General features: G+C 65.1%; 25 protein-coding genes and 1 other RNA gene. 13 read left to right on the top strand and 13 right to left on the bottom strand.

Features of this window, described 5'->3' with window-relative positions; genetic code table 11:
* Positions 1–10 precede the first annotated feature (10 nt).
* From BJ122_RS09430 to BJ122_RS09410, 5 genes are all read left to right on the top strand, one after another.
* Positions 11–568 (top strand): F0F1 ATP synthase subunit B family protein, encoded by a 558-nt coding sequence (locus BJ122_RS09430; RefSeq protein WP_027279318.1) that lies wholly within the window; start codon positions 11–13, stop codon positions 566–568.
* A gap of 8 nt (positions 569–576) precedes the next feature.
* A complete protein-coding gene (locus BJ122_RS09425) occupies positions 577–1,068 on the top strand; it encodes a F0F1 ATP synthase subunit B family protein (RefSeq protein WP_110780836.1) in 492 nt (163 codons plus the stop codon).
* Between the two features lie 294 nt (positions 1,069–1,362).
* Positions 1,363–1,523: non-coding RNA, 6S RNA (gene ssrS / locus BJ122_RS09420), on the top strand.
* Between the two features lie 94 nt (positions 1,524–1,617).
* The gene (locus BJ122_RS09415; protein ID WP_110780797.1) at positions 1,618–2,205 is read left to right on the top strand and encodes a 5-formyltetrahydrofolate cyclo-ligase; all 588 of its coding nucleotides are present in this window, start codon (positions 1,618–1,620) and stop codon (positions 2,203–2,205) included.
* Between the two features lies 1 nt (position 2,206).
* Positions 2,207–3,031: a TIGR00282 family metallophosphoesterase gene (locus BJ122_RS09410; RefSeq protein ID WP_110780796.1), complete on the top strand. Its 825-nt coding sequence runs from the start codon at positions 2,207–2,209 to the stop codon at positions 3,029–3,031.
* Between the two features lie 306 nt (positions 3,032–3,337).
* Here BJ122_RS09410 and BJ122_RS09405 read toward each other — a convergent pair whose 3' ends face one another.
* Positions 3,338–5,164, bottom strand: a complete 1,827-nt coding sequence (locus BJ122_RS09405; protein WP_110780795.1) for a B12-binding domain-containing radical SAM protein — start codon at positions 5,162–5,164, stop codon at positions 3,338–3,340.
* 364 nt (positions 5,165–5,528) lie between these two features.
* Complete coding sequence (locus BJ122_RS09400; RefSeq protein ID WP_110780794.1) at positions 5,529–7,298, bottom strand: methyl-accepting chemotaxis protein; 1,770 nt, start codon at positions 7,296–7,298, stop codon at positions 5,529–5,531.
* A gap of 189 nt (positions 7,299–7,487) precedes the next feature.
* Here BJ122_RS09400 and BJ122_RS09395 point away from each other — a divergent pair, with 189 nt between their 5' ends.
* The 6 genes from BJ122_RS09395 (at position 7,488) to ybgC (ending at position 12,028) form a co-directional block, all read left to right on the top strand.
* Positions 7,488–8,231, top strand: coding sequence for a YebC/PmpR family DNA-binding transcriptional regulator (locus BJ122_RS09395; protein WP_103011592.1), 744 nt, complete (start codon positions 7,488–7,490; stop codon positions 8,229–8,231).
* A gap of 60 nt (positions 8,232–8,291) precedes the next feature.
* Complete coding sequence (gene ruvC / locus BJ122_RS09390) at positions 8,292–8,816, top strand: crossover junction endodeoxyribonuclease RuvC (RefSeq protein ID WP_027279325.1); 525 nt, start codon at positions 8,292–8,294, stop codon at positions 8,814–8,816.
* 385 nt (positions 8,817–9,201) lie between these two features.
* Positions 9,202–9,825: a Holliday junction branch migration protein RuvA gene (gene ruvA, locus BJ122_RS09385; protein WP_110780793.1), complete on the top strand. Its 624-nt coding sequence runs from the start codon at positions 9,202–9,204 to the stop codon at positions 9,823–9,825.
* Positions 9,822–10,247, top strand: a complete 426-nt coding sequence (locus tag BJ122_RS09380) for a cytidine deaminase (protein ID WP_110780792.1) — start codon at positions 9,822–9,824, stop codon at positions 10,245–10,247. The genes ruvA and BJ122_RS09380 overlap by 4 nt, the downstream gene beginning before the upstream one ends.
* A gap of 241 nt (positions 10,248–10,488) precedes the next feature.
* Positions 10,489–11,535 (top strand): Holliday junction branch migration DNA helicase RuvB, encoded by a 1,047-nt coding sequence (gene ruvB, locus BJ122_RS09375; protein WP_110780791.1) that lies wholly within the window; start codon positions 10,489–10,491, stop codon positions 11,533–11,535.
* A 49-nt stretch (positions 11,536–11,584) separates the two neighbouring features.
* Complete coding sequence (gene ybgC / locus BJ122_RS09370) at positions 11,585–12,028, top strand: tol-pal system-associated acyl-CoA thioesterase (RefSeq protein ID WP_103011588.1); 444 nt, start codon at positions 11,585–11,587, stop codon at positions 12,026–12,028.
* A 24-nt stretch (positions 12,029–12,052) separates the two neighbouring features.
* Here the strand turns inward: ybgC and BJ122_RS09365 are convergent, their stop codons facing one another.
* The 11 genes from BJ122_RS09365 to coxB all read right to left on the bottom strand — a co-directional run bounded on the left by BJ122_RS09365 (position 12,053) and on the right by coxB (position 22,376).
* Positions 12,053–12,724, bottom strand: a complete 672-nt coding sequence (locus tag BJ122_RS09365; protein ID WP_181418915.1) for a hypothetical protein — start codon at positions 12,722–12,724, stop codon at positions 12,053–12,055.
* A 110-nt stretch (positions 12,725–12,834) separates the two neighbouring features.
* Positions 12,835–13,422 carry a GNAT family N-acetyltransferase gene (locus BJ122_RS09360; protein ID WP_027279331.1) on the bottom strand — a complete coding sequence of 196 codons (588 nt, stop codon included), beginning with the start codon at positions 13,420–13,422 and terminating at the stop codon, positions 12,835–12,837.
* Between the two features lie 47 nt (positions 13,423–13,469).
* On the bottom strand, positions 13,470–14,759 hold the full coding sequence (locus BJ122_RS09355) for a M16 family metallopeptidase (protein ID WP_110780790.1): 1,290 nt from the start codon (positions 14,757–14,759) through the stop codon (positions 13,470–13,472).
* Positions 14,756–16,174, bottom strand: coding sequence for a threonine synthase (gene thrC / locus BJ122_RS09350; RefSeq protein ID WP_110780835.1), 1,419 nt, complete (start codon positions 16,172–16,174; stop codon positions 14,756–14,758). Before thrC ends, BJ122_RS09355 begins: the two co-directional genes overlap by 4 nt.
* Before the next feature lie 104 nt (positions 16,175–16,278).
* Entirely contained in the window at positions 16,279–17,064 is a 786-nt protein-coding gene (locus BJ122_RS09345) for an SURF1 family protein (protein ID WP_430694769.1), read from the bottom strand.
* Between the two features lie 13 nt (positions 17,065–17,077).
* Positions 17,078–17,932, bottom strand: a complete 855-nt coding sequence (locus BJ122_RS09340) for a cytochrome c oxidase subunit 3 (RefSeq protein ID WP_110780788.1) — start codon at positions 17,930–17,932, stop codon at positions 17,078–17,080.
* Between the two features lie 58 nt (positions 17,933–17,990).
* The gene (locus BJ122_RS09335) at positions 17,991–18,611 is read right to left on the bottom strand and encodes a cytochrome c oxidase assembly protein (protein ID WP_110780787.1); all 621 of its coding nucleotides are present in this window, start codon (positions 18,609–18,611) and stop codon (positions 17,991–17,993) included.
* A 21-nt stretch (positions 18,612–18,632) separates the two neighbouring features.
* The gene (locus tag BJ122_RS09330) at positions 18,633–18,806 is read right to left on the bottom strand and encodes a CoxF protein (RefSeq protein ID WP_103011584.1); all 174 of its coding nucleotides are present in this window, start codon (positions 18,804–18,806) and stop codon (positions 18,633–18,635) included.
* A gap of 19 nt (positions 18,807–18,825) precedes the next feature.
* Positions 18,826–19,764 (bottom strand): heme o synthase, encoded by a 939-nt coding sequence (locus BJ122_RS09325; RefSeq protein WP_110780786.1) that lies wholly within the window; start codon positions 19,762–19,764, stop codon positions 18,826–18,828.
* Between the two features lie 69 nt (positions 19,765–19,833).
* Complete coding sequence (gene ctaD / locus BJ122_RS09320; protein ID WP_110780785.1) at positions 19,834–21,456, bottom strand: cytochrome c oxidase subunit I; 1,623 nt, start codon at positions 21,454–21,456, stop codon at positions 19,834–19,836.
* A 59-nt stretch (positions 21,457–21,515) separates the two neighbouring features.
* Positions 21,516–22,376 (bottom strand): cytochrome c oxidase subunit II, encoded by an 861-nt coding sequence (gene coxB / locus BJ122_RS09315; RefSeq protein WP_110780784.1) that lies wholly within the window; start codon positions 22,374–22,376, stop codon positions 21,516–21,518.
* A gap of 479 nt (positions 22,377–22,855) precedes the next feature.
* Here coxB and BJ122_RS09310 point away from each other — a divergent pair, with 479 nt between their 5' ends.
* On the top strand, positions 22,856–23,317 hold the full coding sequence (locus tag BJ122_RS09310) for an invasion associated locus B family protein (protein ID WP_245407679.1): 462 nt from the start codon (positions 22,856–22,858) through the stop codon (positions 23,315–23,317).
* Between the two features lie 242 nt (positions 23,318–23,559).
* Positions 23,560–24,981: a metalloprotease TldD gene (gene tldD / locus BJ122_RS09305; protein WP_110780783.1), complete on the top strand. Its 1,422-nt coding sequence runs from the start codon at positions 23,560–23,562 to the stop codon at positions 24,979–24,981.
* Positions 24,982–25,353: the final 372 nt, after the last annotated feature.

The raw sequence follows: 25,353 nt of genomic DNA, 5'->3' as shown, positions 1-25,353 counted from the left end.
GGAGTATCCCGTGGCTCAAGGTCTTGGCGACGCAAAGGGCACCACTGCCCACACCGAAGCCGATGCGGCGCATGGACGCGCGTTTCCGCCGTTCCAGAAAGAGACGTTCGCGTCTCAGCTTGTGTCGCTGCTGATCGCCTTCGTGGCGCTGTATCTGATCGTGTCGAAGATTGCGCTGCCCAAGGTGGGCGGCACCATCGAAGCACGCCAGAAGCGTATCGAGGACGATTTCGCCGAGGCACAGAAGCTCAAGGGCCAGTCCGACGAGGCCCTGAAGGCTTACGAAACGGCCCTGGCGCAGGCTCGCGCCAAGGCTCAGGCGATCGGCGCCGAAACCCGTGAGCGTCTCAACGCCGCGGCCGACGCCGAACGCAAGGCTCTTGAAGAGCGGCTTGCGGTCAAGCTCGCGGAGGCGGAGAAAACCATCGCCGCCACCCGCGAATCTGCGATGAGCAACGTCCAAGGCATTGCCACCGACGCTGCCGCCGCGATCGTGCAGCAGCTGGCGGGCCTGTCGCCCGACAGCAAGGCGGTCGGTAACGCCGTCTCAGCTTCGTTGAAGGGGTGATGGCGATGATGCACCTGTTGTCCCAACCGGAAACCTGGGTCGCCGTCTCCTTCGTCATCTTGATGGCGCTGTTCGTCTATTTTGGCGTGCACCGCACGGTGCTCACGGCGCTCGACAATCGGCGCGACCGGATTCAGGCCGAACTCGATGAGGCGCGTCGCCTCAAAGAAGAAGCCGCGAAGCTGCTCGCCGACTACAAGGCGCGCGCTGGCAGCGCCGAACGCGAAGCCGAGGCGATCATCTCCAGTGCCAAGGAAGAGGCCGAACGGATCGCGGCCGAAGCCAAGGCCAAACTGGAAGACTTCGTCGCCCGTCGCACCAAGTCTGCCGAGGCCAAGATCGCAATGGCCGAAGCGCAGGCGATGGCCGATGTGCGTGCGGCTGCGGCCAATGCCGCCGTTGCCGCGGCCTCGACGATCCTGTCGCAGTCGGTGAAAGGCTCCGTCGCCGACGATCTGATCGGCAAGGGTATCGCCGAGGTTCGCTCCAAGCTGAACTGAGCAAGCCGCATCTGAACTGATTAAAGCCGGTGCTCACGCGCCGGCTTTTTTCGTTGTGGTGATACCAACGGCGATTGATACCAACCTATCCGCACGTCATGGCCGGGCTCGTCCCGGCCATCCACATCCCTGATCTTGCTACGATTTTAAGACGTGGATACCCGCGACAAGCGCGGGTATGACGGTCATTGATACGACCCGATGGTATGAGATAGCGTTTTCATTCCGGGAAAACGGCGCAGCATGCTACCCGCCGGGCTGGCGAACAGCGCGCGCGCCGACTACATTGGCTGGGCGAGGCTGCGGTGCGCGTCAGGGGTCATACATCCCCGGGGCCTTATCGATCCTTCAGGGAACTGTCCCTGGCCGGGTCCGTGGACCCGGTCATATGGTGCCCACCTACTTTCGTAGGGAACTCCGGGATCGAGCACCCCAACGGCAACTGTGGCTTCGCACTTTTTCTGGCCAGCGCAAGCAACGCTTCACGCAAAGCGCAGTTGCGGAAAACCCCGGCTTTCAGAGCGCGGCGACCGCAGATTATAACCGCGCATGTCGTTGCGCCCCCCGAGCCTGCCCAAACCCGTATTGCGCGCTGCCGCCTTGGCGCGCCGCGACGCGCTCAGCGCCGCGGAACGCAGCGCCGCGGCGCAGGCGGTGGCGGCGCGGCCGTTTCCAATTGACTTTGCTCCTGGCACCGTGATTGCGGGCTACGCGCCGGTGCGCAGCGAGTTCGATCCGCGGCCGTTGCTGCGCGCCCTCACGGAATGCGGCGCCCGCGCGGCGCTGCCGGTGATCGTCGGCCGCGACCAGCCGCTGGTGTTCCGCGCCTGGGACACCACCGCGCCGCTGGCGCGTGGGCCGCTCGGCATTCCCGAGCCTGGGCCTGACCAGCCGGAACTGGTGCCCGATATCGTGCTGGTGCCGCTCGCGGCCTTCGATCGGCTCGGCCACCGGATCGGTTATGGTGGCGGTTATTACGATCGTAGCCTTGCGCAACTGCGGGCGGGCGGAGATCGTCTGGCGATCGGCATCGCTTTCGCGGTGCAGGAAATCCCGGCGATTCCGGCGTTGGCGCACGACGTACCGCTCGATCTTGTGTTAACGGAAACCGAAACGATCGACCTCCGGAGAGTGTGAGTTGCGGATCCTGTTTATCGGCGATGTGGTCGGAAAATCCGGGCGGACGGCGGTGGCCGACCATCTGCCAGGCGCGATCCGCGACTGGAAGCTCGATTTGGTCGTGGTCAATGGCGAGAATGCCGCCGGCGGCTTTGGCATTACCGAGAACATCTATCACGAGCTGGTCGATGCCGGTGCCGATGCGGTCACGCTCGGCAACCACGCCTGGAATCAGAAAGAAGCGCTGGTGTTCATCGAGCGCGCGCCGCGGCTGATCCGGCCGCTGAATTTCCCGCGCTACACGCCGGGGCGCGGCGCGGCGATGATCGAGGCCAAGAACGGTGCCCGCGCGCTGGTGATCAACGTCATGGGCCGGGTGTTCATGGAGCCGCTCAACGATCCGTTCAGCGCGATCGAGCGTGAGTTGGAAGCCTGTCCGCTCGGCGAGGCGGCCGACGCCATCGTCATCGATTTCCACGGCGAGGCGTCGAGCGAAAAGCAGGGCATGGCGTTTTTCTGCGATGGCCGCGCCAGCATGGTGATCGGCACCCACACCCATGTGCCGACCGCTGATCATCAGATTCTGTCCGGCGGCACCGCCTATATGACCGATGCCGGCATGACCGGTGATTATGATTCGGTGATCGGCATGCAGAAGGACGAACCGCTGCGCCGTTTCACCACCGGGATTCCGTCCGGCCGGTTCGAGCCGGCCAATGGCGCTGCCACGCTGAGCGGCGTTGCGGTGGAGACCGATCCGGCGAGCGGCCTCGCGCGCAAGATCGCGCCGGTGCGGATCGGCGGCCGCCTGCAGCCGGCGCTGCCGGAGTTTTGGCTGAGCTAGCGGCGAGCGTCCGGGGCTGATCGAGGCAGGCGCGATTGCGTCGGATGATCTCATCGCACCGGCGTCGATGAGATTCCGTGCGTCATGGCCGGGCTCGTCCCGGCCATCTACGAGTTTAATCCTTCACAGGCTCAAAGACGTGGATGCCCGCGACAAGCGCGGGCATGACGCTTCTTTGATCTGCAATCTACGCGGGGGGAGGGAGTGCGCGAGTGCCGTGACCGCTTCGACGAAAGAGCGCGTTGCTTCTCGAAAAGAAAGCCGGGATCGCTCCCGGCCCTGATGTCTTGATGATCAGCGCGGCGGTTACGCCACCGATTTCACCGTGGTCAGTTCCTTGACCTTGCGCAGATGATCGACCGTGGCTTGCGCATCGGCGCTATGGTTGAACAGCTCCAGTTTCTCGACGTCGTGCTCATCGACCGGGGTGATGGCCGTATCGCGATAGGCGAGCCGGTTCGGGTCGTTGCGCACCTCGCGGCGCAGCGCGTCGATCCACATCCAGTGCCGGACGTTGCGATAAAGCTTGATCGCGACCTCGACCGCGAGCGCCGGATAGAATTGCCAGGCCGGCACGATCGGCAGTGACGAGCGCCGATCGGTACGGCGCTTGATGCGGATGATGCCGCCCTGCAGCGGATGCACCTTCTCGATCTTCACCATCGAAGAGAACAGGAAGATCATCGACGCCAGCCGCGAGATGCCGCCGCCGGTCGCCGCCGCGCGGCGCAAAATCCGCTCGACATGCTCGCGGGAGTAATACAGGTCCCACACCGAGCGATAGACCTGTTCCCACTCCGCGCGGCTCATCTTCGGATGGGTGGTGACGACGTGTTCGAGGTCGTAGCGGTTCAGGTCGGCATCCATCGGTTCGCCGAGCTTGACCTTGGTCTGGTGATCTTCCGAGCCCGGCAGCGGCGTCAGGCAGAAGAACTCCAGAATGTCGAGCGGCAGCTCCTCCTGAATGATCGCGATGTCGTCCGCGATGCTCTGCGGCGTGTCGTGCGGGAAGCCGAGAATGTAGCCGGCATAGGTCAGCACGCCGGCGTTCTTCCAGGCCAGCAGCATCTGCCGATATTCGGTGATCTTGTTCTGGCGCTTATTGGCGGCGGCGAGGCTTTGCGGATTGATACTCTCCAGCCCGAGGAACACGCGCACCACGCCGGCGGCCTTGGCTTTGTCGATGAAGCCATCGATCTTGTGGCACAGCGTATCAACCTGAATCACCAGCTTGATGTCGCGGCCTCCGCTCTGTGCGATCTCGGCGCGCAATTTGGCGAGCCGGTCCAAAATCGCTTCCCAGTCCTTGTTGCGGGCAAAATTGTCATCGGTCATGAAGAACCAGAACACGCCCTGTTTCAGGTTCTCGCGCACCAGCCGTTCCACGTCGTCGGCGCTGCGGCCGCGCGACTTGCGGCCCTGCACATTGATGATGGTGCAGAACGAGCATTGATAGGGACAGCCGCGCCCGGCGTCGAACGAGGTTTGCAGCTGATAGGTGCGCTTCAGGAATTGCTTGGGCAGCAGCGGCGAGGGCGCGCCTTCCAGCGACGGTAGATCGTGCAGATAATTATAGAGTGGCTTCAGCTCGCCGCGCGCGGCGTCGCGCAGCAGGTCATCGCAGCGTCCTTCCAATTCGCCGGCATAGAGCGTGATGCCGAGATCGAGCGCCTGCTGCATGTCCGCTTGAATGCCGGGCAGCATCGCCATGCAGCCCGAGACATGGAAGCCGCCGATCGCGACCGACACGCCAGCGGCGCGCAGCGGCCGCGCGATATCGATGGCGCGCGGGAACTGATTGGATTGCACGCCGACCAGGAACACCAGGCCGAAATTATTATGGGCCGCGAACCGTGCGATGATCTCGTCGGTCTTGATGCGGGTGTTGATTTCATCGGCCGCGGTGATGTCGATCGCAACCTCGGCGCCGATCGCGGCGCGCTGCCGGGAGTCGTCGACCAGGCTATACACCGTCGCCAGCGAGTTCGACGGAATGAATGACCGGACCCATTGGATCACATAGCCGTCGTCGTCATAATGCGACGGCTTGATCAGCGCGACCTGAAAGCGTTTGCTGGCTTGTCCCTTGGTCGTCGTTACCGAAGATGGCGACGATTTAATCGTTGCGGCCACCCGAGCCTCCTACAGAATTGATTAGTTTCCAAATGCCGCGCACTCATCATGGCGCGCTCTTTCGCGTTCTGTGTCGCGTTGGCGGTCGTAGGTTCGACCTGGGCCGCGGTGCGGCGTGAAATAGGCTTGATCAAAAAAGCGCGCCGGCCCGGCTGCGATCAGCAGCGAGGTCAGAACGGAGAGCCAAAGTAGTTCAATAAAGTTGCGAATGGATCGCGTGAGTACCCCAGGCGTCCGATCGCGGCGAATTGTTGTCTGTCCGACGGGCCGGGGCAAGTACCCATTGGTCACGGCCGCACAAAATCGTGCGGATTGTTGGAGGTAGTTAGATGGCCGGTTGGTAGCGCGCCGCGCGCGCTACCACCTACAGCTTGTACGCTGTGCGGAAGCCGCCCCAATGCCGGCCACGCACCGCGACCGGCACGTCGATCTCGCGCATCATCACGGTGACGCCCTTGCCCATGTCGCGCGCATAGCTCTGGATCAGATAGCAGCGGGTATTGCGGCCGGCCGCGAGCCCGGCGGCATCGTTGAAGATGCGGCGGTTGCGGCTATTGGCCATGTTCCACGCTTCGTCGCCGGGCCGCTGCGGCTGCGAATAGATGCGGTTGTGCACCGGCAGATAGCCGTTGCGATCGATCATCACGCAAAACACCATGCGCGGGTCTTTGGCCAAAAAAGCTTCCTGGAATGCCGGCAGCGTGCGGTCGGCCCAATCGAGCGCCTTGGTGCGAAACTGCTTGGGATTAGTGCCGGGGATCTCGACGTAGTTCTCGTCGAACAGATCATCGATGCTGATCGCGCCAGAGGTCACAGCCTGCTCGAACATCCGGTTGAGTTCTCTGCCGGCTTCCATGGCGCGGGTCACGAATTCGATGTTCTCGTCGTGCAGCGCCCACAATTTGTCTTCGATGCGCTCGCGGGTCTCGATGTCGAGGGCCGCGAACCGGGCCTTGGTGCCGGTGGCGCCGTGCTCATCGACGCGAATGGTACATTCGCCGACGCCCTCGAGCTGCGCCTTCATGGCGTCGCCGCGCGGCAAGGACGCCGCCTGCGGGCCGACGATCAATAGGCCGTCGATCGAGATTTCGTAGACCTGAGCGGTGACGCGCCCGCTCGGCCGCTCGATCTCGATGCCGAGATGGCAGGGCAGCCGCTCGCGATTGCGGTTCTCGCCGCGCTGGCCCTGGCCGAGCAACACCGCGGTGCGCGACTTCAGTTTTTCCGTCAACACCGTGACGTTCTGGCCGGCTGTGGCGACTTCCTCGCCATGGGCTTCGGCCTCATGGGTGGCGGTCGAGATTTCGGCGGTGCTGTTGCCGACCGACGCGATGAATTGTGAGGTGGTGGCGACGTTGTCCGCCATGTCGGCGGTGGTGCGGTTCTGTTCGGCGACCGCGCCATTGACGTTGTCGAACACCGGGCGGATCGCTTCGATCGACGCGGTGATGCGATGCACGGCATCGACGGAACTCGCGGCGTCGCGCTGCAATGCCTCGATCTTCTTGCGGATCTCCTCGGTCGCTTCCTGGGTCTGCACCGCCAGCGCTTTCACCTCGGTCGCCACCACCGCAAAGCCGCGGCCGGCAGCGCCGGCGCGCGCCGCTTCGATGGTGGAATTGAGGGCGAGCAGCGTGGTCTGCCGGGCAATCTGCGAGATCAGATTGACGACATTGCCGATCGCGGCGGAAGACTCGCGCAGGCGATCGACATTCTGGCTGGCGTCATTGGCGGCGGCGCTGGCCTGGTCGGCGAGGTCGCTGGCCTGCCGCACCTGGGCGGCGATGCCTTCGGCCGAATGGGTGAATTTGTCGGCGGTCTGCGAAAAGCTGGTCGCGGTGCTGTGCGCGGCGCTGGTCTGTCCGGTCAGCGCGTCGGAACGTTCGCGGATCGCGTGCAGCGTGGCGGCGGTCGATTGCGCGCCGTTGGCGACGGCATTGGCGGCGCGTTCCAGCTGCCGGATCAGGCCGCCGAGTTCGGTTTCCAGCAGTTCGAGGATCTCGTGCGAATTGTCGCGACCATTGTCGTGGGGGCTGTCGTGCGGCGCCAGCGGCGGGGCAGCGGCAGCAGGCAGCGGCTCGGGGAGCCTCGGAGAAGCCGGAATCGATTGCCTGCGAAAGAGACCCAACACCATGGCATTTCCGTCCCGCCCTGCGAAATTCCGGAAAGGCTGGCATCTCCAGGTGAATTCACGGTTAAGATTCCGCCACCCAACAGCCGCAGATTGCGTTGCCGGTCTTTATCTTTCGGTCATCCGGCTTTTGATTTTGCGGCTGTCACAGAATATAAGGCCGCGCCAGCCCGCCTTTTTTAAGAGAGATTCATGGCCGGACATTCGCAATTCAAGAACATCATGCACCGCAAGGGTCGGCAAGACGCTCAGCGGTCGAAAATTTTCAGCAAGCTGGCGCGCGAAATTACCGTGGCCGCCAAGCTCGGTACGCCTGATCCTGCGATGAACCCGCGGCTGCGCGCTGCGGTGCTCGCCGCCCGGGCGGAAAATATGCCTAAGGACAACATCGAGCGCGCCATCAAGAAGGCGATCGGTGGCGACAGCGAGAACTATGACGAAATCCGTTACGAGGGTTACGGCCCCGGCGGCGTCGCGGTGATCGTCGAAGCGCTGACCGACAATCGCAATCGCGCCGCGTCCGATATCCGCTCCTACTTCACCAAGTCCGGCGGCAATCTTGGCGAAACCGGCTCGGTGTCGTTCATGTTCGACCGGCTCGGCGTGATCGAATACGACGCCAGCGTCGCTTCCGCTGACGATATGCTCGACGCGGCGATCGAGGCGGGTGCTGACGACGTGCAGTCGAACGACGCTGGTCACGAGGTCTATGCCTCGCAGGACACGTTCCGCGAAGTCGCCAAGGCGCTGGAAGCCAAGTTCGGCGAAGCGCGCAAGGCGGCGCTGACCTGGAAGCCGCAAAACACCGTGTCGGTCGACGACGAAATCGGTGAGAAGCTGCTGAAGTTGATGGACCTGCTCAACGACCACGACGATGTGCAGAACGTCTATGCCAACTTCGAGGTTTCGGACGCGCTGTTGGCGAAGATGGGCTAACGCCGGGAAAAGCTCCGGCGTTTCTGTTTCGTTCACGTCTGTATGGCGTTATCTTGCGGCATGAGCCAGCCGCCGATTCGTCATTCTGTCCGCATTATCGGGATCGATCCGGGCCTCCGCCGTACCGGCTGGGGCGTGATCGACAGTGAGGGTAATCGGCTGTCATTCGTCGGCTGCGGCTCGGTCGAGCCGCCCGACACCCTGCCGCTGGCGGAGCGGCTGCTCGCGATCCATCACGGGCTCGCCAAGGTGCTCGCCGAATTCATCCCCGCGGAAGCCGCGGTGGAACAGACTTTTGTCAACAAAGACGGCGCGGCGACGCTCAAGCTCGGCCAAGCGCGCGGCGTCGCGATGCTGGCGCCGGCGATGGCCGGGCTGTCGGTCGCCGAATACGCGCCGAACCAGGTCAAGAAGACCGTGGTCGGCGCCGGCCATGCCGACAAGACGCAAATCAAGATGATGCTGAAAATCCTGCTGCCGAAGGCCAATCCGCGCTCGGCGGACGCCGCCGACGCACTCGCCATTGCCATCACCCACGCCCATCATCGCGGCGCCAGCGAGCGGCTCAAGGCGGTGGGCGCATGAGCGGCGCGAGCAGAGCTCTTGTCCCTCCCCCTTGTGGGGAGGGTGGCCGGCCGACAGGCCGGACGGGTGGGGGTGACAGAGGCGCCGTGCTCGCGGCCCCCCACCCCCGACCCCTCCCCGCGAGGGGGAGGGGAGCAGAACGGGCGCGGCCGATAGGCCGGACGGGTGGGGGTGACAGAGGCGCCGTGCTCGCGGCCCCCCACCCCCGACCCCTCCCCGCGAGGGGGAGGGGAGCAGAACGGGCGCGGCTGGCAGGCCGGACGGGTGGGGGTGACAGGGGCACCGTGCTCGCGACCCCCCACCCCCGACCGCTCCCAGCAAGGGGCAGGGGAGCAACGACGCCTCGCTGCGTAGCGACGACAATTCTGATCTCCGGAACGCGCGCATGATCGGCAAGCTGAAGGGCATCATCGATTCCTACGGCGAGGACTATGTGATCCTCGACGTGCAGGGCGTCGGCTATCAGGTGCACTGCGCCAGCCGCACCTTGCAGGCGCTGCCGTCGGCCGGCGGCGCTGCGACGTTGTCGATCGAGACCTATGTGCGCGAGGACCAGATCAAGCTGTTCGGGTTCCGCAGCGATCTCGAGCGCGAATGGTTCCGGCTGTTGCAGACCGTGCAAGGCGTCGGCGCCAAAGTGGCGCTGGCGGTGCTGTCGACACTGCCGCCCGCCGATCTCGCCAACGCGATTGCGCTGCGCGACAAGGCCGCGGTGGCGCGCACGCCCGGCGTCGGGCCGAAAGTGGCGGAGCGCATCGTTTCCGAGCTGAAGGACAAGGCGCCTGCGATGGCGATGGGCGGCATCGATCCGGCGGTGGCGCAGCTATCCGGCGCGATCGAGGAGCGCAGCGCGCCGCAGCCGGTCGCCGATGCGATCTCGGCGCTGCTCAATCTCGGTTATGGTCAGCCGCAGGCGGCCGCCGCGATCGCCGCCGCCGCGCGCCAGGCCGGCGAGGGCGCCGCCACCGCGCAACTGATCAAGCTCGGGCTAAAGGAGCTGTCGAAGTGAGTCTGACCGATGCCGATCGCGTATTGATCGACGAGGCGAGCGCCGCCATTGCGCGGCGCTATCGCAATGACTGGCAGGAGGTTGGCGCGGCGCTGTTGACCCGCACCGGCCGGCGCTATGTCGCGGTCAATCTCGACGCTTATCTCGGGCGGATGGCGGTGTGTGCCGAAGCGGTGGCGCTCGGCCAGGTGATCACTGAGCTGGGCGATGCCGGCATCGACACCATCGTTGCAGTCCGGCATCCGAAGCCGCATGAAACGGACCGCGAGATCCGGGTGGTGTCGCCATGCGGCGCCTGCCGCGAGCTGATCTGGGATTATGATCGTCAGGCCCGCGTGCTGGTGCCCGGCCCCGAGGGCGTGGTCGCGGTGACCATCAGCGAGCTGCTGCCCAACAAATACAGCCGGGAGCGGGTGTTGTGAGCGGATCGAGCGGATTGACGCCGCCCCAAGCCCCGCGAACTCCCTCCCCCTTGCGGGGAGGGTTGGGGTGGGGGTCCACAACGGGAGCCTTGCCTCGGAGCACCCCCACCCCCGCCCCCTCCCCGCAAGGGGGAGGGGAGAACAGCGCGCCTTGCTCCCTCACCCGCCTGCGCTTTGCGCGGGCACCCTCTCCCGGAAGGGGAGAGGGCAGAAGCCGCACCCCTCATGCTATCCTCGCGCCATGACTGAGCCGTCCCGCATCGTTTCGCCGGAGCGCCGCGTTGATGACGTCGGCGACACCGCGCTGCGGCCGCAATCGCTGTCCGATTTCGTCGGACAGCAGCAGGCGCGCGCCAATCTGCAAATCTTCATCGACGCCGCGCGCAAGCGCCAGGAGGCACTCGATCACGTGCTGTTCGTCGGCCCGCCCGGCCTTGGCAAAACCACGCTGGCGCAGATCGTGGCCCGCGAACTTGGCGTCGGTTTTCGCGCGACCTCGGGGCCGGTGATCGCCAAGGCCGGCGATCTCGCCGCGCTACTCACCAATCTCGAAGAACGCGACGTGCTGTTCATCGACGAGATTCATCGCCTCAGTCCTGCGGTCGAAGAGGTGCTGTATCCGGCGATGGAGGATTTTCAGCTCGATCTGATCATCGGCGAAGGGCCGGCGGCGCGTTCGGTGAAGATCGATCTGGCCAAATTCACGCTGGTCGGTGCCACCACACGCGCAGGGCTGCTGACCAACCCGCTGCGCGATCGGTTCGGCATTCCGGTGCGGCTGAACTTCTACACCATCGAGGAGCTGGAAGGCATCGTCAGCCGCGGTGCGCGCGTGCTCGGCGTCGGCATCACGCCCGATGGCGCCAATGAAATCGCACGGCGCGCGCGCGGTACGCCGCGCATCGCCGGCCGGCTGCTGCGCCGGGTGCGCGATTTTGCTTCTGCCGCCGATGCCGACGCGATCGACCGCAAGATCGCCGATCACGCGCTCAGCGCGCTCGAGGTCGACGCCGCCGGGCTCGATGCCATGGACCGGCGCTATCTGAGCGCGATCGCGCTCAATTATGGCGGCGGCCCGGTGGGGGTCGAGACCATGGCGGCGGCGCTGTCCGAGCCGCGCGACGCCATCGAGGACATCATCGAGCCGTTCCTGATCCAGTGCGGCTATCTGCAGCGCACCCCGCGCGGGCGGCTGCTGACCTCCCACGCTTTCCGCCATCTCGGCCTTGCCGAGCCCACGCGCGACACCGCGCAATTCGGTCTGTTCAGCGGCGATGAGGATGAGTGACCGCAGCCCGCCGCTGCCGATGTGACCAAGATCAGCAGGTAATGAGCCCATGAACTCTCTTGACGGCGCCATTCGCGACGGACTGCATCACATGCAGGTCCGGGTCTATTACGAGGACACCGATTTTTCGGGCATCGTCTATCACGCCAATTATCTGCGGTTCATGGAGCGCGGCCGCACCAATTATCTGCGGCTGCTCGGCGCCGAGCAGGGCGCGCTGTTTGCCGAAGCCGAAAGCGAAGCGCCGGGCTTTGCGTTCGTGGTGCGCGCGATGCAGCTTGATTTTCTCAAATCGGCGAAGATGGACGACGTGCTCGACATCATCACCCGGCCGATCGAGGTACGCGGCGCCTCGATCACCATGCATCAGGAAGTGCGGCGCGGCGATGAGCTGTTGATGGACGCCAAGGTCAAGGTGGCGTTCGTGGCCGGCGGCCGCGCCCGGCCGATTCCAAAATCGCTGCGAGTGGCGATGGCCGCGGACGTGGCCTGAGCCATCATCCGCGGTCATGTGTGGTTACTTCGAGCGGCCCTTGCGCGGCTCGGGCTTCAGCGCCAGCGGGTCGAAGCCGATATAGAACACGTAGTAATCATTGGCGTTGCCCGGCGGCACTGGATAGACCACGTCCTCGATCACCAGCGTAAACGGCTCATTGCCGTCGGGCGTCATCGCCACATTGGTGCGATAGGCCTGGGTGAACACCGTTTTCGGCTGCACGCCCTCATGCACCACCGCGACACGCAGCGGCACGTCGACGCTGGTCGGCGCGCCGGCCGGTCCGGCGATCACCCGGCCCTGAATGCCGATCTTGGCCTTGATCTGGCCGTCGCTGAGCGTGCAGCTACGCGCCATGCGCGAGATCGTGGCCTGGTAGCGCAGGTCGCTGCCGGCCGCCGGCTTATTCGGCAAGCCAACGGCGTAAGTCGAGGCGCCGGAGCGCACCGTCACTTCCGGGCAGGTCAGGTCGGTGTCCTGCGGCGGCGCCGCTGTGGCGCCGCCTTCCTGGCTTGGCGCGGGCGCCGGGTCGTCGCCGCCAAACAGGCTCTTGAATCGATCGGTGATGGATTGTGCGGAAGCCGGCGTCGCCAGCAGCATGGCCGCAAGGCTCAACGCGATCGCGGGGCGCAACCCAAAAACCCGCCGCCCGGGAGTTGCCTGGGCAACGACAGTCAGACGCTCATCAAGCATTCAAATCCTCGGTGTCCCATCCAAGTGTTTCGACCAAATGTTGGCTGGCGGGACTATAACAAAGCCAAAGCGGCCAACCAAAGGCGTCGGCCGCCAGCCAACAGCCGGAATCAGCCGCGGAAATCCTCGTTCAACAGCCCGAACAGCAGATGATCCTGCCAGACGCCGTTGATGCAGAGGTATTTGCGCGCCAGACCTTCGCGGCTGAAGCCGCATTTTTCCAGGACGCGGATCGACGCGGCATTGCTGGGGATGCAGGCCGCCTCGACCCGGTGCAGGCTGAGCTCGCCAAACAGCGTCGGCAGCAAGACGTGCAGCGCCGCCGTCATGACACCCTGCCGCGCATAGGGCTGGCCGACCCAATAGCCGATGGTGCCAGCCTGCACGATGCCGCGCCGGACATTGGCGACGGTGATGCCGCCAACCAGCAGGTCGTCGGCCTCGCGAAACACCAGGAACGGATAGGCGCGGTCGCTGGCGATGTCCTCGGCATAGCGCCGCAGCCGGCGCCGATAGCCGGTGCGGGTCAGATCGTCAGACGGCCAGATCGGTTCCCACGGGGTCAGGAACGCCCGGCTCTGGTCGCGTAGCTGCGCCCATTGCGGGAAATCGGCCATTTGCGGCGGTCGTAGCAGCAGTCCGTGGCCGCGCGGCGTCAATGTCGCCGGGCCGGTGGTCGGCATGCGAAACAACGCCACGATCGAACCTCCAGATGCCGAACGTCAGAACCTGAGCTGCGAGTGGATCAGTGGTAGCTGGTCTGGGACTTTGCGCGCGTCAATCCTTCCGCAAAAGCGGCCGCGGTGTCCAGACCCTGGCCGCTGCCGAGCGCCGCCACGGCGGGCCGGCTGCGCGCCAGCAAGGCCCGCGCCGCCTTGCTGGCCGATTCGACGCTGACCGCATCGATACGCGCGATCAGCTCCGGAACCGGGATCGGCCGGCCATAGACCAGCACGTGGCGCGCCAATTGCTCGACGCGCGAGCTGCAGCTCTCCAGCGCCATCAATAGCCCGGCCTTCATCTGGGCCTTGGCGCGTGCGATTTCGGCCTCGGTCAGGGTATCGACCGCCTCGCCGATCACATCGACGATCACCTCCATCATTTCCGGGGCGTCGGCGGGATCGGTGCCGGTGTACAGCCCGAAAAAGCCGGTATCGCTATAGGGCGCGTGGAAAGTGTAGATCGAGTAGCACAGCCCGCGCTTCTCGCGCACTTCCTGGAACAGCCGCGAGGACATGCCGCCGCCGATCGTGTTGGTGAACACCTGCAGGCTAAACAGCGACGGATCGAGCTGCGGCAACCCTTCCAGCGCCAGCGTCAGATGGGCTTGTTCGAGATCGCGATGCACCACCTTGACGCCGCCAGCGCCAAACAGCGCCGGCTGCGGCTTCGGCGCCGGGGCGCCGTTGAACGAGGCAAAGCGCTGGCTCACTTCCTCGACCACCTGCTGGTGGTTGACGGCGCCGGCCGCGGCTACCACCATGTCCGGCCCGCGATAATGGGTCGAGAGATAGCCGCGCAGCGTGTCGCGGGTAAAACCCTTCAGCGTCTGCGGCGTGCCGAGCAATGAGCGGCCCATCGGCTGCTCCGGGTAGCACAGCTCATTGAGATAATCGAACACCACATCGTCCGGCGTGTCCTGCGACGCGCCGATTTCCTGGACGATCACGCTCTTTTCGCGCTCCAGCTCCTCCGGCTCAAACGAAGGATGGGCGAGAATGTCGGACAGCACGTCGAGCGCCAGCGGCACGTCGGCCTTCAGCACGCGGGCATAGTAAGCGGTGGTCTCGGTCGAGGTCGCGGCGTTGAGATCGCCGCCGACCGCCTCGATCGTTTCGACGATCTCGCGCGAGCTGCGGGTCGCGGTGCCCTTGAACGCCATATGTTCGAGCAGATGCGAGATGCCGTGTTCGTCCGGCTTCTCGTCGCGGCCACCAACGCCGGCCCACACGCCGAGCGCCGCGGTTTCCAGATGGGGCATCTGGTCGGTGACGACGGTGAGGCCGGTGGGAAGCTTGGTGATTTCGACGCTCATTGCGCGGCCCCTTGTTTCACCACGCGGCTCACGGCGAGCACGTAGCTTTCAATTGCTGCCTGATCACAGGCCATGGTCTTGATCTGCTCGGGCTTGGTCATCAGGCCGTCGAGCCATGACGGCAAGCCGGGCCGGACGCCGCACGCGGCCTCAACGGCATCCGGGAATTTGGCGGCATGCGCGGTCGATAGCACCACATTGGGCACGGTCGGCTCGGCCAGTTCGTGATCAGACACCGCGAGCGCCACCGCGGTGTGCGGATCGACCAGCTCGCCGGCTTCGCGCCAGGCGGTGCGGATCGCCGCGGCGGTCTCTTCCTCATCGGCGCGGCCGGCATCGAATTCGCTGCGGATCGCGGCCAGCACGGCATCGGGCAGCACATAGCGGCCGGACTGCTTGAGCGAGGCCATCAGCCCGCGCACCAGCGAGGCGTCGCGGCCAGAGGCTTCGAACAACAGCCGCTCGAAATTCGATGAGATCTGAATGTCCATCGACGGCGAGGTGGTGGCGTGCACTTCGCGCACTTCATGGATGCCGGTGCTGAGCGTGCGCGCCAGGATGTCGTTGACATTGGAGGCGATGCGCAGCCGGCGCACCGGCAGCCCCATGCGCTTGGCGACATAGCCGGCGAAGATGTCGCCGAAATTGCCGGTCGGCACGGTGAAATCGACCTCGCGCTGCGGCGCGCCGAGCGCGACCGCCGAGGTGAAGTAGTACACCACCTGGGCGATGATGCGCGCCCAGTTGATCGAGTTGACGCCGGCCAGCGCCACCTCGTCGCGGAATGCGTGGTGATTGAACATGCCTTTGACGATCGCCTGGCAATCGTCAAACGTGCCCTGCAGCGCCAGCGCGTGCACATTGCTGGCCGCGGTGGTGGTCATCATGCGGCGCTGCACGTCGGAAATCCGGCCGTCCGGGAACAGCACCACGAGATCGACATTGCCGCGCCCGGCAAACGCTTCGACCGCGGCGCCGCCGGTGTCGCCCGAGGTGGCGACCACGATGGTGATGCGCTGCTGGCGCTTGGCGAGCACATGGTCCATCAGCCGCGCCAAGAGCTGCATCGCCACGTCCTTGAACGCCAGCGTCGGGCCGTGGAACAGTTCCAGCGTGAACTGGCTGGGGCTGACCTGGTTGAGCGGCACCACGGCCGGATGGCGGAAGCTGGCATAGGCCTCATTGGCCATGGCGCCGAGCTCGGCATCGGAGATCTCTCCGTGCACGAACGGACGGATCACCTCGACAGCCACCTCCCAATAGGGACGGCCGAAAAACGATGCGATGGTGTCGGCTGACAGCTGCGGCCAGGTCTCCGGCACATAGAGCCCGCCGTCGCGGGCAAGGCCGGTCAGCATGACATCGCAGAAACCGAGCTTGGGGGCCTCGCCCCTGGTCGAAATATAGTGCGGCAACACGTCCTCCAAAGGCGTGCGCTTTGCGGCAAGCCCTTGATATTAAGATAAAATTATCTTCCCGCGGGGGGATTTAGCGGCACCATAGCCGCTCCCTGAACGCTTCACAAGGAAACGGAGCGCCGCTTGATGCTGCGGCGATCACGGAGTTGCCCATAGAGCCAGGCCGCAAAGACCAGGCTCACCGCCGCCGCCAGCCCGAACCAGGTGATGGCGTATTGCAGGTGCTGATCGCGCAGCCGCACGGTCAGCGGTCCGGGCCGGGGGGCGTCGCTCGCCAGCTGCGGCGCTTCGAGGTCGATATAGAACGGCGCCGCGCTGTCCCAGCCGAGCGCCGCGGCGATCGCAGTGAGGTCGCGCGCAAACCATAGCCGCTTGGCGGGATCGGGGGCGGCGATCAACAGCGTGCTGCGCTCCGGGAAGCGCAGATAGCCGACCAACTGCACGGCACCGGCATCGCGCAGCCGCTGCACCGCGCGGTCCTGCACGGCGCGGTCGATCGCCGGGTTGGCGAGGAAGCCGGCATTGACCACCAGCTCGCTGCCGTCGCGCAGCCGCACCGGCAACAGCGCAAAGGTGCCGGGCGAGGTGACGTCGGCGCGGATCGCCGAGCCCGCGCTGTAAATCATGGCGTCGGGCGCGTCAGTGAAGCGAGCGGAGAAGGTGACGCGCCGGAATTCGTCGCGCGCCGGGCTGAGATCGGCCCAGTCAGAAGGTGGCGGCAGCGGCATTGGCGCGGCGGCGAGCCGTTCGGTCAACGCCGCGATCAGCGCCTGCTTGGCGACGCGGCGCTGCAATTGCCAGGCGCCGAGCGCCAGCAGCACCGCCACCATCACCAGCGCGATCAATGCCAGACCAGCGATGCCGCGCGCTGAGGCGGGCTGGTGCACGGTCACGGCCTGGTCAGGAGCCACCGGCGATCGCCGCGCCGCCATTGCCCCAGACATAGATCGACACGAACAGGAACAGCCAGACCACATCGACAAAGTGCCAGTACCAAGCGGCGAACTCGAAGCCGAGATGCTGTTTGGGCGTAAAATGCCCGGCCTGGGCGCGCACCAGGCACACTGCCAGAAACACCGTGCCGACCATCACGTGGAAGCCGTGAAACCCGGTCGCCATGAAGAAGGTGGCACCATAGACATTGCCGGCGAATGAAAACGCCGCGTGGCTGTATTCGTAGATCTGCACGCAGGTGAACACCAGGCCGAGCGCGATGGTGCTGATCAGCCCCCATTTCAGGCCGCTGCGGTCGCCATGCAGCAGCGCGTGATGCGCCCAGGTGACGGTGGTGCCCGAGGTCAGCAGGATCAGCGTATTGAGCAGCGGCAGGTGCCAGGGATCGAAAGTCTCGATGCCCTTGGGCGGCCAGACGCCGCCGAACAGCGCAGTGCGCGCGGCATGCACCGGATCGGCGGGAAACAGCGCGGCATTGAAGAACGCCCAGAACCAGGCGACGAAGAACATCACCTCGGAGGCGATGAACAGGATCATGCCGTAGCGGTGGCTGAGCTGCACCACGCGGGTATGGTCGCCCTGGTGCTCGGCTTCGTCGACCACGTCGCTCCACCACGCCGCCATGGTGTACAGCACGCCGACTGCGCCGGCGCCGAACACATAGCCGGCGCCCGGGAACATCTGGTGCATCCAGCCGATCGCGCCGATCGCCATCACGAAAGCCGAGAACGAGCCGACGATCGGCCACGGGCTCGGAGCGACCAGATGATAGTCGTGGTGCTTGCCGTGTACGCCAGCCATGACATCCTCCCTAAGCGGCGCCGTTTCGCCGCCGTGGCATTCTCTCAACGACGCGCCGCTACAGCGCGCCTTGATCCTTCTTGCTGTCGCCTGCGACCTGCGGACGGGTTTCGCCGCGCACCGGATAGAACGTGTAGGACAGCGTGATGGTGTTGAGCGTATCGGCGTCGCGGTCGCGGGCGATCGCCGGGTCGATATAGAACACCACCGGCATCGCGCGGCTCTCGCCCGGCCCCAGCGTCTGCTCGGTGAAGCAGAAGCAATTGATCTTCTGGAAATAGCTGCCGACCGTCAGCGGCGCGACATTGTAGGCCGCCAGCCCCGCGCTGTACTGATTGCTGCGGTTGGTGGCGTGATAATAGACCGTGGTCACCTGGCCGATCGCCAGTTCGATCTCATTGTGCTCGGGCCGCAGCGTCCAGGGCAGGCCGTTGACATTAGCATCGAACCGCACCGCGATGTGACGCGACAGCGGAGCCGTGCGCGGTGCTTCGCGCGCGACCTGGGTGGTGCCGTTATAGCCGGTGACGCGGCAGAACCAATTGTAGAACGGCACGGCCGCGAACGAGGCGCCGACCATCAGCGCCACCACCAGCCCGCACACTGCCGCGACCGCGCTGTCGCGGCCGAGCCGGCGCTGCGGGTGGGGCGGATCTGGGCTTGGCAATGGCGCGTGCATGGCTCGTGCTCCTTTGCGCGTCTAAATTGGCCGCACCAGCACCGCCGGGCCCTTCACCAGCGTCACCGCGAAGAACAGCAGCGCCAGCAGGGCCAGCACCAAGGCAATGGCGATCGAGCGCGCGCGCCGCGATTGCTGCTGCGCCGGCGTGAGCACGATGCCATCGGTGAGGCGTTCGGTCGGAGGTTCGGTCATGGCAGCTCTCCTGATGACGCTACAGCGCGATTGGCAGCCGCGCCGCCAGCTCGCCGAGCAGCAACGCGGCAAACAGCGCGAACAGATAGACAATCGAGAAGCGGAACAAACGGCGTGCGGCGCGCAGCGCAGCGGCGCCTGTTCTCTGGCGATAAACCTGTGCCGCCAGCGCTAGCATCACCGCGCCGAGCACCAGTGCCGAGAGGCCATAGGCGGCGCCGAAATAGCCGAGCGGCCACGGCGCCACCGCGACCGCGACCAGCACGACGCTGTACAGCAGGATTTGCAGCCGTGCCGCGTCAGAGCCTGCGACCACCGGCAGCATCGGCACGCCGGCGCTGGCGTAATCACCGCGTCGGAACAGTGCCAGCGCCCAGAAATGCGGCGGGGTCCAGAAAAAGATGATGGCGAATAGGATCAGCGGTTCGATCGCCAGCGAGCCGGTGACCGCGCTCCACGCCACCACCGGCGGCAAAGCGCCGGCGGTGCCGCCGATCACGATGTTCTGCGCGGTGCGCCGTTTCAGCCAGATCGTGTAGATCACCACGTAAAAAAAGATCGTGAATGCCAGCAGGCCGGCTGCGATCCAGTTCACCAGAATGCCGAGCGTGATCACCGAGAACAACGCCAGCGTGATGCCAAAGGTCAGCGCTTCGGGCCTGGTGATGCGGCCGCGCGGAATGGGGCGGCCCGCGGTGCGGGTCATCTTGGCGTCGAGATCGGCCTCGTACCACATGTTGAGCGCGCCGGCGGCGCCGGCACCGGCCGCGATGCATAACAGCGCGGTGATCGCCAGCACCGGATGAAAATCGCCGGGCGCCAGCACCAGGCCGACGAAGGCCGTGAACAGCACCAGCGACATCACCCGCGGCTTGGTCAGTGCGATGTAATCACGCGGCAGCGCTTCGGAAATGCGCGGCGGTGGCAGTTCGAGCACCCGGCTTTCGATCAGCGACACGTGACCCTCCCTGATATTTTTTGTGGCCGGCCTCGCGATCGCCTGCGGGCCGGCTCAGATCGCGCGCAATCAGCGCACGCGCGGCAGCACCTCGAACTGGTGGAACGGCGGCGGCGACGACAGCGTCCATTCCAGCGTGGTGGCGCCGGCGCCCCATGGATTGTCGCCGGCCTTTTTCTTTTGGATGAACGCCAGCGCCATGCCGGCCAAAAACACCAGCACCGCAAAACCGGAGATGTAGGAGCCGATCGACGACACCAGATTCCAGCCGGCAAAGGCGTCTGGATAATCGACATAGCGGCGCGGCATGCCCGACAGACCGAGGAAGTGCTGCGGGAAGAACACCAGATTGACGCCGATGAAGGTCAGCCAGAAATGGGTCTTGGCGATGCCCTCGTGATACATGTAGCCGGTGATCTTCGGGAACCAGTAGTACCAGCCGGCGAAGATCGCGAACACCGCGCCGAGCGACAGCACGTAGTGGAAATGCGCCACCACGTAATAGGTGTCGTGCAGCACGCGGTCGACGCCGGCATTGGCCAGCACCACGCCGGTGACGCCGCCGATCGTGAACAGGAAGATGAAGCCGACCGCCCACAGCATCGGTGCGCGAAACTCGATCGAGCCGCCCCACATGGTCGCGATCCAGGAGAACACTTTGACGCCGGTCGGCACCGCGATCACCATGGTGGCGGCCACGAAATAGGCCTGGGTCGCGCTCGACATGCCGACCGTGTACATGTGATGGGCCCACACCACGAAGCCGATCACCCCGATCGCCACCATCGCATAGGCCATGCCGAGATAGCCGAACACCGGCTTTTTGGAGAAGGTCGCGACGATCTGGCTGACCATGCCAAAGCCCGGCAGGATCAGGATGTACACTTCCGGGTGGCCGAAGAACCAGAACAGATGCTGGAACAGCACCGGATCGCCGCCGCCTTCCGGCGCGAAGAAGGTGGTACCGAAATTACGGTCGGTGAGCAGCATGGTGATCGCGCCGGCCAGCACCGGCAGCGACAGCAATAGCAGGAACACCGTGACCAGCATCGACCACACGAATAGCGGCATCTTGTGCAGCGTCATGCCGGGCGCGCGCATGTTGAAAATCGTGGTGATGAAATTGATGGCGCCGAGGATCGAGGACGCACCGGCTAGATGCAGCGACAGGATCGCGAAATCGACCGCGGGTCCGGGATGTCCTGAGGTCGAGAGCGGCGGATACATGGTCCAGCCGGCGCCGACCCCGGTCGATCCGGATTCGCCTTCGACAAAGGCCGAGATCAGCAGCAGCGCGAAGGCGAACGGCAGCAACCAGAACGAGATGTTGTTGAGCCGCGGAAACGCCATGTCGGGCGCGCCAATCATCAAGGGCACGAACCAATTGCCGAAGCCGCCGATCATCGCCGGCATCACCATGAAAAAGATCATGATCAGGCCGTGCGAGGTCACGAACACGTTGTAGCTGCTGCCCGAGGCGAAGATCTGCACGCCCGGATACATCAGCTCGATCCGGATCGCGATCGACATCGCGGCGCCGATGATCCCCGCGATGATCGCGAAGATCAGATACATGGTGCCGATGTCCTTGTGGTTGGTCGAATAGAGATAGCGCCGCCAGCCGGTCGGATGGGGATCGGAGGGGGTGTCGATCGGTTCGCTATGCGCGACCCTTGCAGCTTCCATCACCATGACCAGGTCCTGCTCTGCAATCGCTGCACTGTTCGGCCGCTGGGGCCGGCGCGCGCGGATCAGCGCGTGCTGGTTGCCGTCGAGGCCACCGTGCTGTTGCCCGGCGCCGCTGCGACCTGCTTCTTCCAGGCGGCGTATTCGTCCTCGGAGACCACGCGCACCACCACCGGCATGAATGCGTGGTCCTTGCCGCACAGCTCCGAGCACTGGCCGTAATAGCGGCCTTCCTTGGTGGCCTTGAACCAAGTCTCGTTGAGCCGTCCGGGAATGGCATCGACCTTGATGCCGAATGACGGCACCGCGAATGAGTGGATCACGTCATTGGAGGTGACCTGCACCCGCACCACCCGGTTCACCGGCACCACCACTTCGTTATCGACCGCCAGCAGCCGCGGCGGCGTCGGGGTGATTTTGGCGCGCTCCTCGTCGGTGAGCATGATCGAGGTGAAGTCGATGTTGTCGTCCGGATAGGAGAAGTTCCAGTTCCACTGATTGCCGGTGACCTTGATGGTGAGATCGGCCTTCGGCACGTCGAGCTGCTGGAACAACAGCCGGAACGACGGCACCGCGATCGCGACCAGGATCAGCACCGGGATCAGCGTCCAGGCCACTTCGACCAGGGTGTTGTGGGTGGTGCGCGAGGGCACTGGATGATTTTTGGCGTTGAAACGCATCACCACCACCACCAGCAACGCCAGCACGAACAGCGTGATGCCGGTGATCAGCCACAGCAGGAAATTGTGGAACCAAGTGACGTTGTCCATCACCGGCGTGGCGGATTCCTGCAGCTTGATTTCCCAGGGCGAGGGCTGGCCGAGCCCGGCTTCGGCAGCGCTGCTGCCGAGTGCGATCGCCGCGATCGCAACAGCGATGATCCGGCCAATCGATAGGCGCTTGTTCCGGCGCAGCGAGATCATCATGCCGCCGCCTCCCTTTTGTTGTTCAGCCCGTTTGCTACGGGTCTTGTTTCAAGTGGTCTTGGCAACGTATCGCGTCAGTTTTGATCGACTTTGCGTTGCAATCGCAATTTCAAATCATAATTCGGACCCAGTCGCAATGTGAGACGGCGGTCATTGGCTGATGGTCCGCCATGCAATCGGGCTTGGAACAAATTGGTCCTGGAACAAATGTCGCGGCGCGCGAATGGTTCCAACAGCGATCGATGCGCCGCGCTTGACAGAACTGGTGCTGGCGTTACGCCTCATGGCAACCGTTGTGCCGGCGCGCTGGCGCGGCGGGCCATCCGCCGGCTTGCCGTCACGGCGCCGTCGTTGCCGTAGCAGTCCATTGACCGGATCGCCGTCCCATGAGATCGAGCCTGATGGGCCTTTCGAATCATTCGCATACCGCCGCCCAGCCGCGGCGCCGCCACCTCGCCGCGTTCGCGGCCGTCCTTGCCATGTTTGTTGGGGCTGCGGGCGCTGCCCATGCCCAGGGCGCGGTGCGCTCGGTGCATGGCGATTGGCAGATCCGCTGCGACACGCCGCCCGGCGCGCAAGCCGAGCAATGCGCGCTGATCCAGAGCGTGGTGGCCGAGGATCGCTCCAACGCCGGCCTGACCGTCATCATCCTGAAAACCGCCGATCAGAAGAGCAAGCTGATGCGCGTGGTGGCGCCGCTCGGCGTGCTGCTGCCATCCGGGCTTGGGCTCAAACTCGACAACGCCGATGTCGGCCGCGCCGGCTTCGTGCGCTGCCTGCCCAATGGCTGCGTCGCCGAGGTGGTGATGGACGACAAGCTGCTCGGCCAGCTGCGCGGCGCCAAGACCGCGACCTTCATCATCTTCGAGACCCCCGAAGAAGGCATCGGCTTTCCGCTCAGCCTGAACGGGCTCGGCGAAGGCTACGACAAGCTGCCGTAGCACGCGCAAGTCGCGGTCCTGCTCGGCGGCAGGGCTCCTGACTGATCGCCCTTCCAATCGATGCCGACATCGCCAAGCTGTGCCCCAGCCCTTCACGGCAACACGCACGGCCGCGCATGATCGCGTCAATGCCCGGGGCAAACCCGGGCCCACGGTCGGCTGCGTGCGGGTTCCTGACACCCCCTCGCAGAACGTTGGCAGAGTGCCTATCTTGGGGGCCAAATCACAATGGAACAGCGCTCATGACCTCACCCTCCGCCTCCCTGCTCGACCGCGCCCAACTCGACCGCGATGCGGTGCGTTCTGAAATCGCGCGGGGGCTGTCCGGGGCCGATGATGGCGAGCTGTTTTTGGAATATCGCCAGACCGAGGCGCTGAATTTCGACAATGGCCGGCTCAAGCAGGCGACCTACGACACCGCGCAGGGTTTTGGGCTGCGCGCGGTCAAGGACGACGCGGTCGGCTATGCCCACGCCTCCGAATTGTCGCTGCCAGCCTTGAGCCGCGCCGCCGACACGGTGGCGGCGGTGCGCGGCGGCTATAGCGGCCATTTTGCCGCGGCGCCGGCGCGCAGCAATGTCCGGCTCTATGGCGAGGACAATCCGCTCGAGGCGCCGGGCTTTGAGGCCAAGGTCAAGCTGCTCGCCGAGATCGACGCCTATGTGCGCGCCAAGGACCCGCGGGTGCGGCAGGTGTCGGTGTCGCTCGGCGCCTCCTGGCAGGTGGTGGAGATCATGCGCCCCGATGGCGAGAGCTATCGCGACGTGCGCCCCTTGGTGCGGGTCAACGTCTCGGTGGTGGCCGGGCAGGGCGACCGGCAGGAAAGCGGCAGCAAGGGTTATGGCGGCCGCGAGGGCTATGCCCGCTTCATCGAGACCAAGGCTTGGCGTGAAGCCGCCGATGGCGCGATCCGCGAGGCGCTGATCAATCTGGAAGCGGTGCCGGCGCCGGCCGGCGAGATGGACGTGGTGCTCGGCCCGGGCTGGCCGGGCGTGATGCTGCATGAAGCGGTCGGCCATGGCCTTGAGGGCGATTTCAACCGCAAGCAGACCTCGGCCTTTGCCGGTCTGCTCGGCCAGCAGGTGGCGGCCAAGGGCGTCACCGTGGTCGATGACGGCGCCATCGCGGCGCGGCGCGGCTCGCTGTCGATCGATGACGAGGGCACGCCGACCAGCCGCACCGTGCTGATCGAGGACGGCATTCTGGTCGGCTATATGCAGGACCGGCAGAACGCCCGGCTGATGAATATGGCGCCGACCGGCAATGGCCGCCGCGAAAGCTACGCGCATCTGCCGATGCCGCGCATGACCAACACCTACATGCCGGCCGGCAATCGCGACCCGGCGGAAATCATCGCCGCGGTCAAGAACGGCATCTATGCCGCCAATTTCGGCGGCGGTCAGGTCGACATCACCTCCGGCAAATACGTGTTCCAGTGCACCGAGGCCTATCGGATCGAGAATGGCAAGATCGGCGCGCCGCTCAAGGGCGCGATGCTGATCGGCAACGGCCCGACCGATCTGCATCGCATCTCGATGGTCGGCAACGATCTGCAGCTCGATTCCGGGGTCGGCACCTGCGGCAAGAACGGCCAGGGCGTGCCGGTCGGCGTCGGCCAGCCGACGCTGCTGATGGAGCGCATCACCATCGGCGGCACGGGTTAGAGCTTTTTCGGTTCTGATGGAATCAGAACCGAAGCTCTAACCTGATGTTCTGACGCGTTTTCTTGACGCGAACCGGGCTCCACTTCGCTCGAAAACGCTATCGTTAGCTCAGCCATTCCAGCCATCGACGTCATGCCCGCGCTCGCCGCGGGCATTGTCGTCGTGGCAGCTGTGCGGAAGCCAAGACGTAGATGGCCGGGACGAAGCCCGGCCATGACGTGCTGAGAGGCTCGTTGCAATCGCCAGTGACATTTGTCGTCACCAGGTCAGTCCTATCAACGAGTCATTCCGGGGCGCACGCAGCGCCGCTGCGGGCGAACCCGGAAACTCGCTGCCACTGAAGAGAGATTCCGGGTCTGCGCCGCTGCGCGT

Source organism: Rhodopseudomonas faecalis (genome assembly GCF_003217325.1).
Lineage (GTDB): Bacteria > Pseudomonadota > Alphaproteobacteria > Rhizobiales > Xanthobacteraceae > Rhodopseudomonas > Rhodopseudomonas faecalis.
This window is presented reverse-complemented; position numbering and strand designations above follow the sequence as displayed.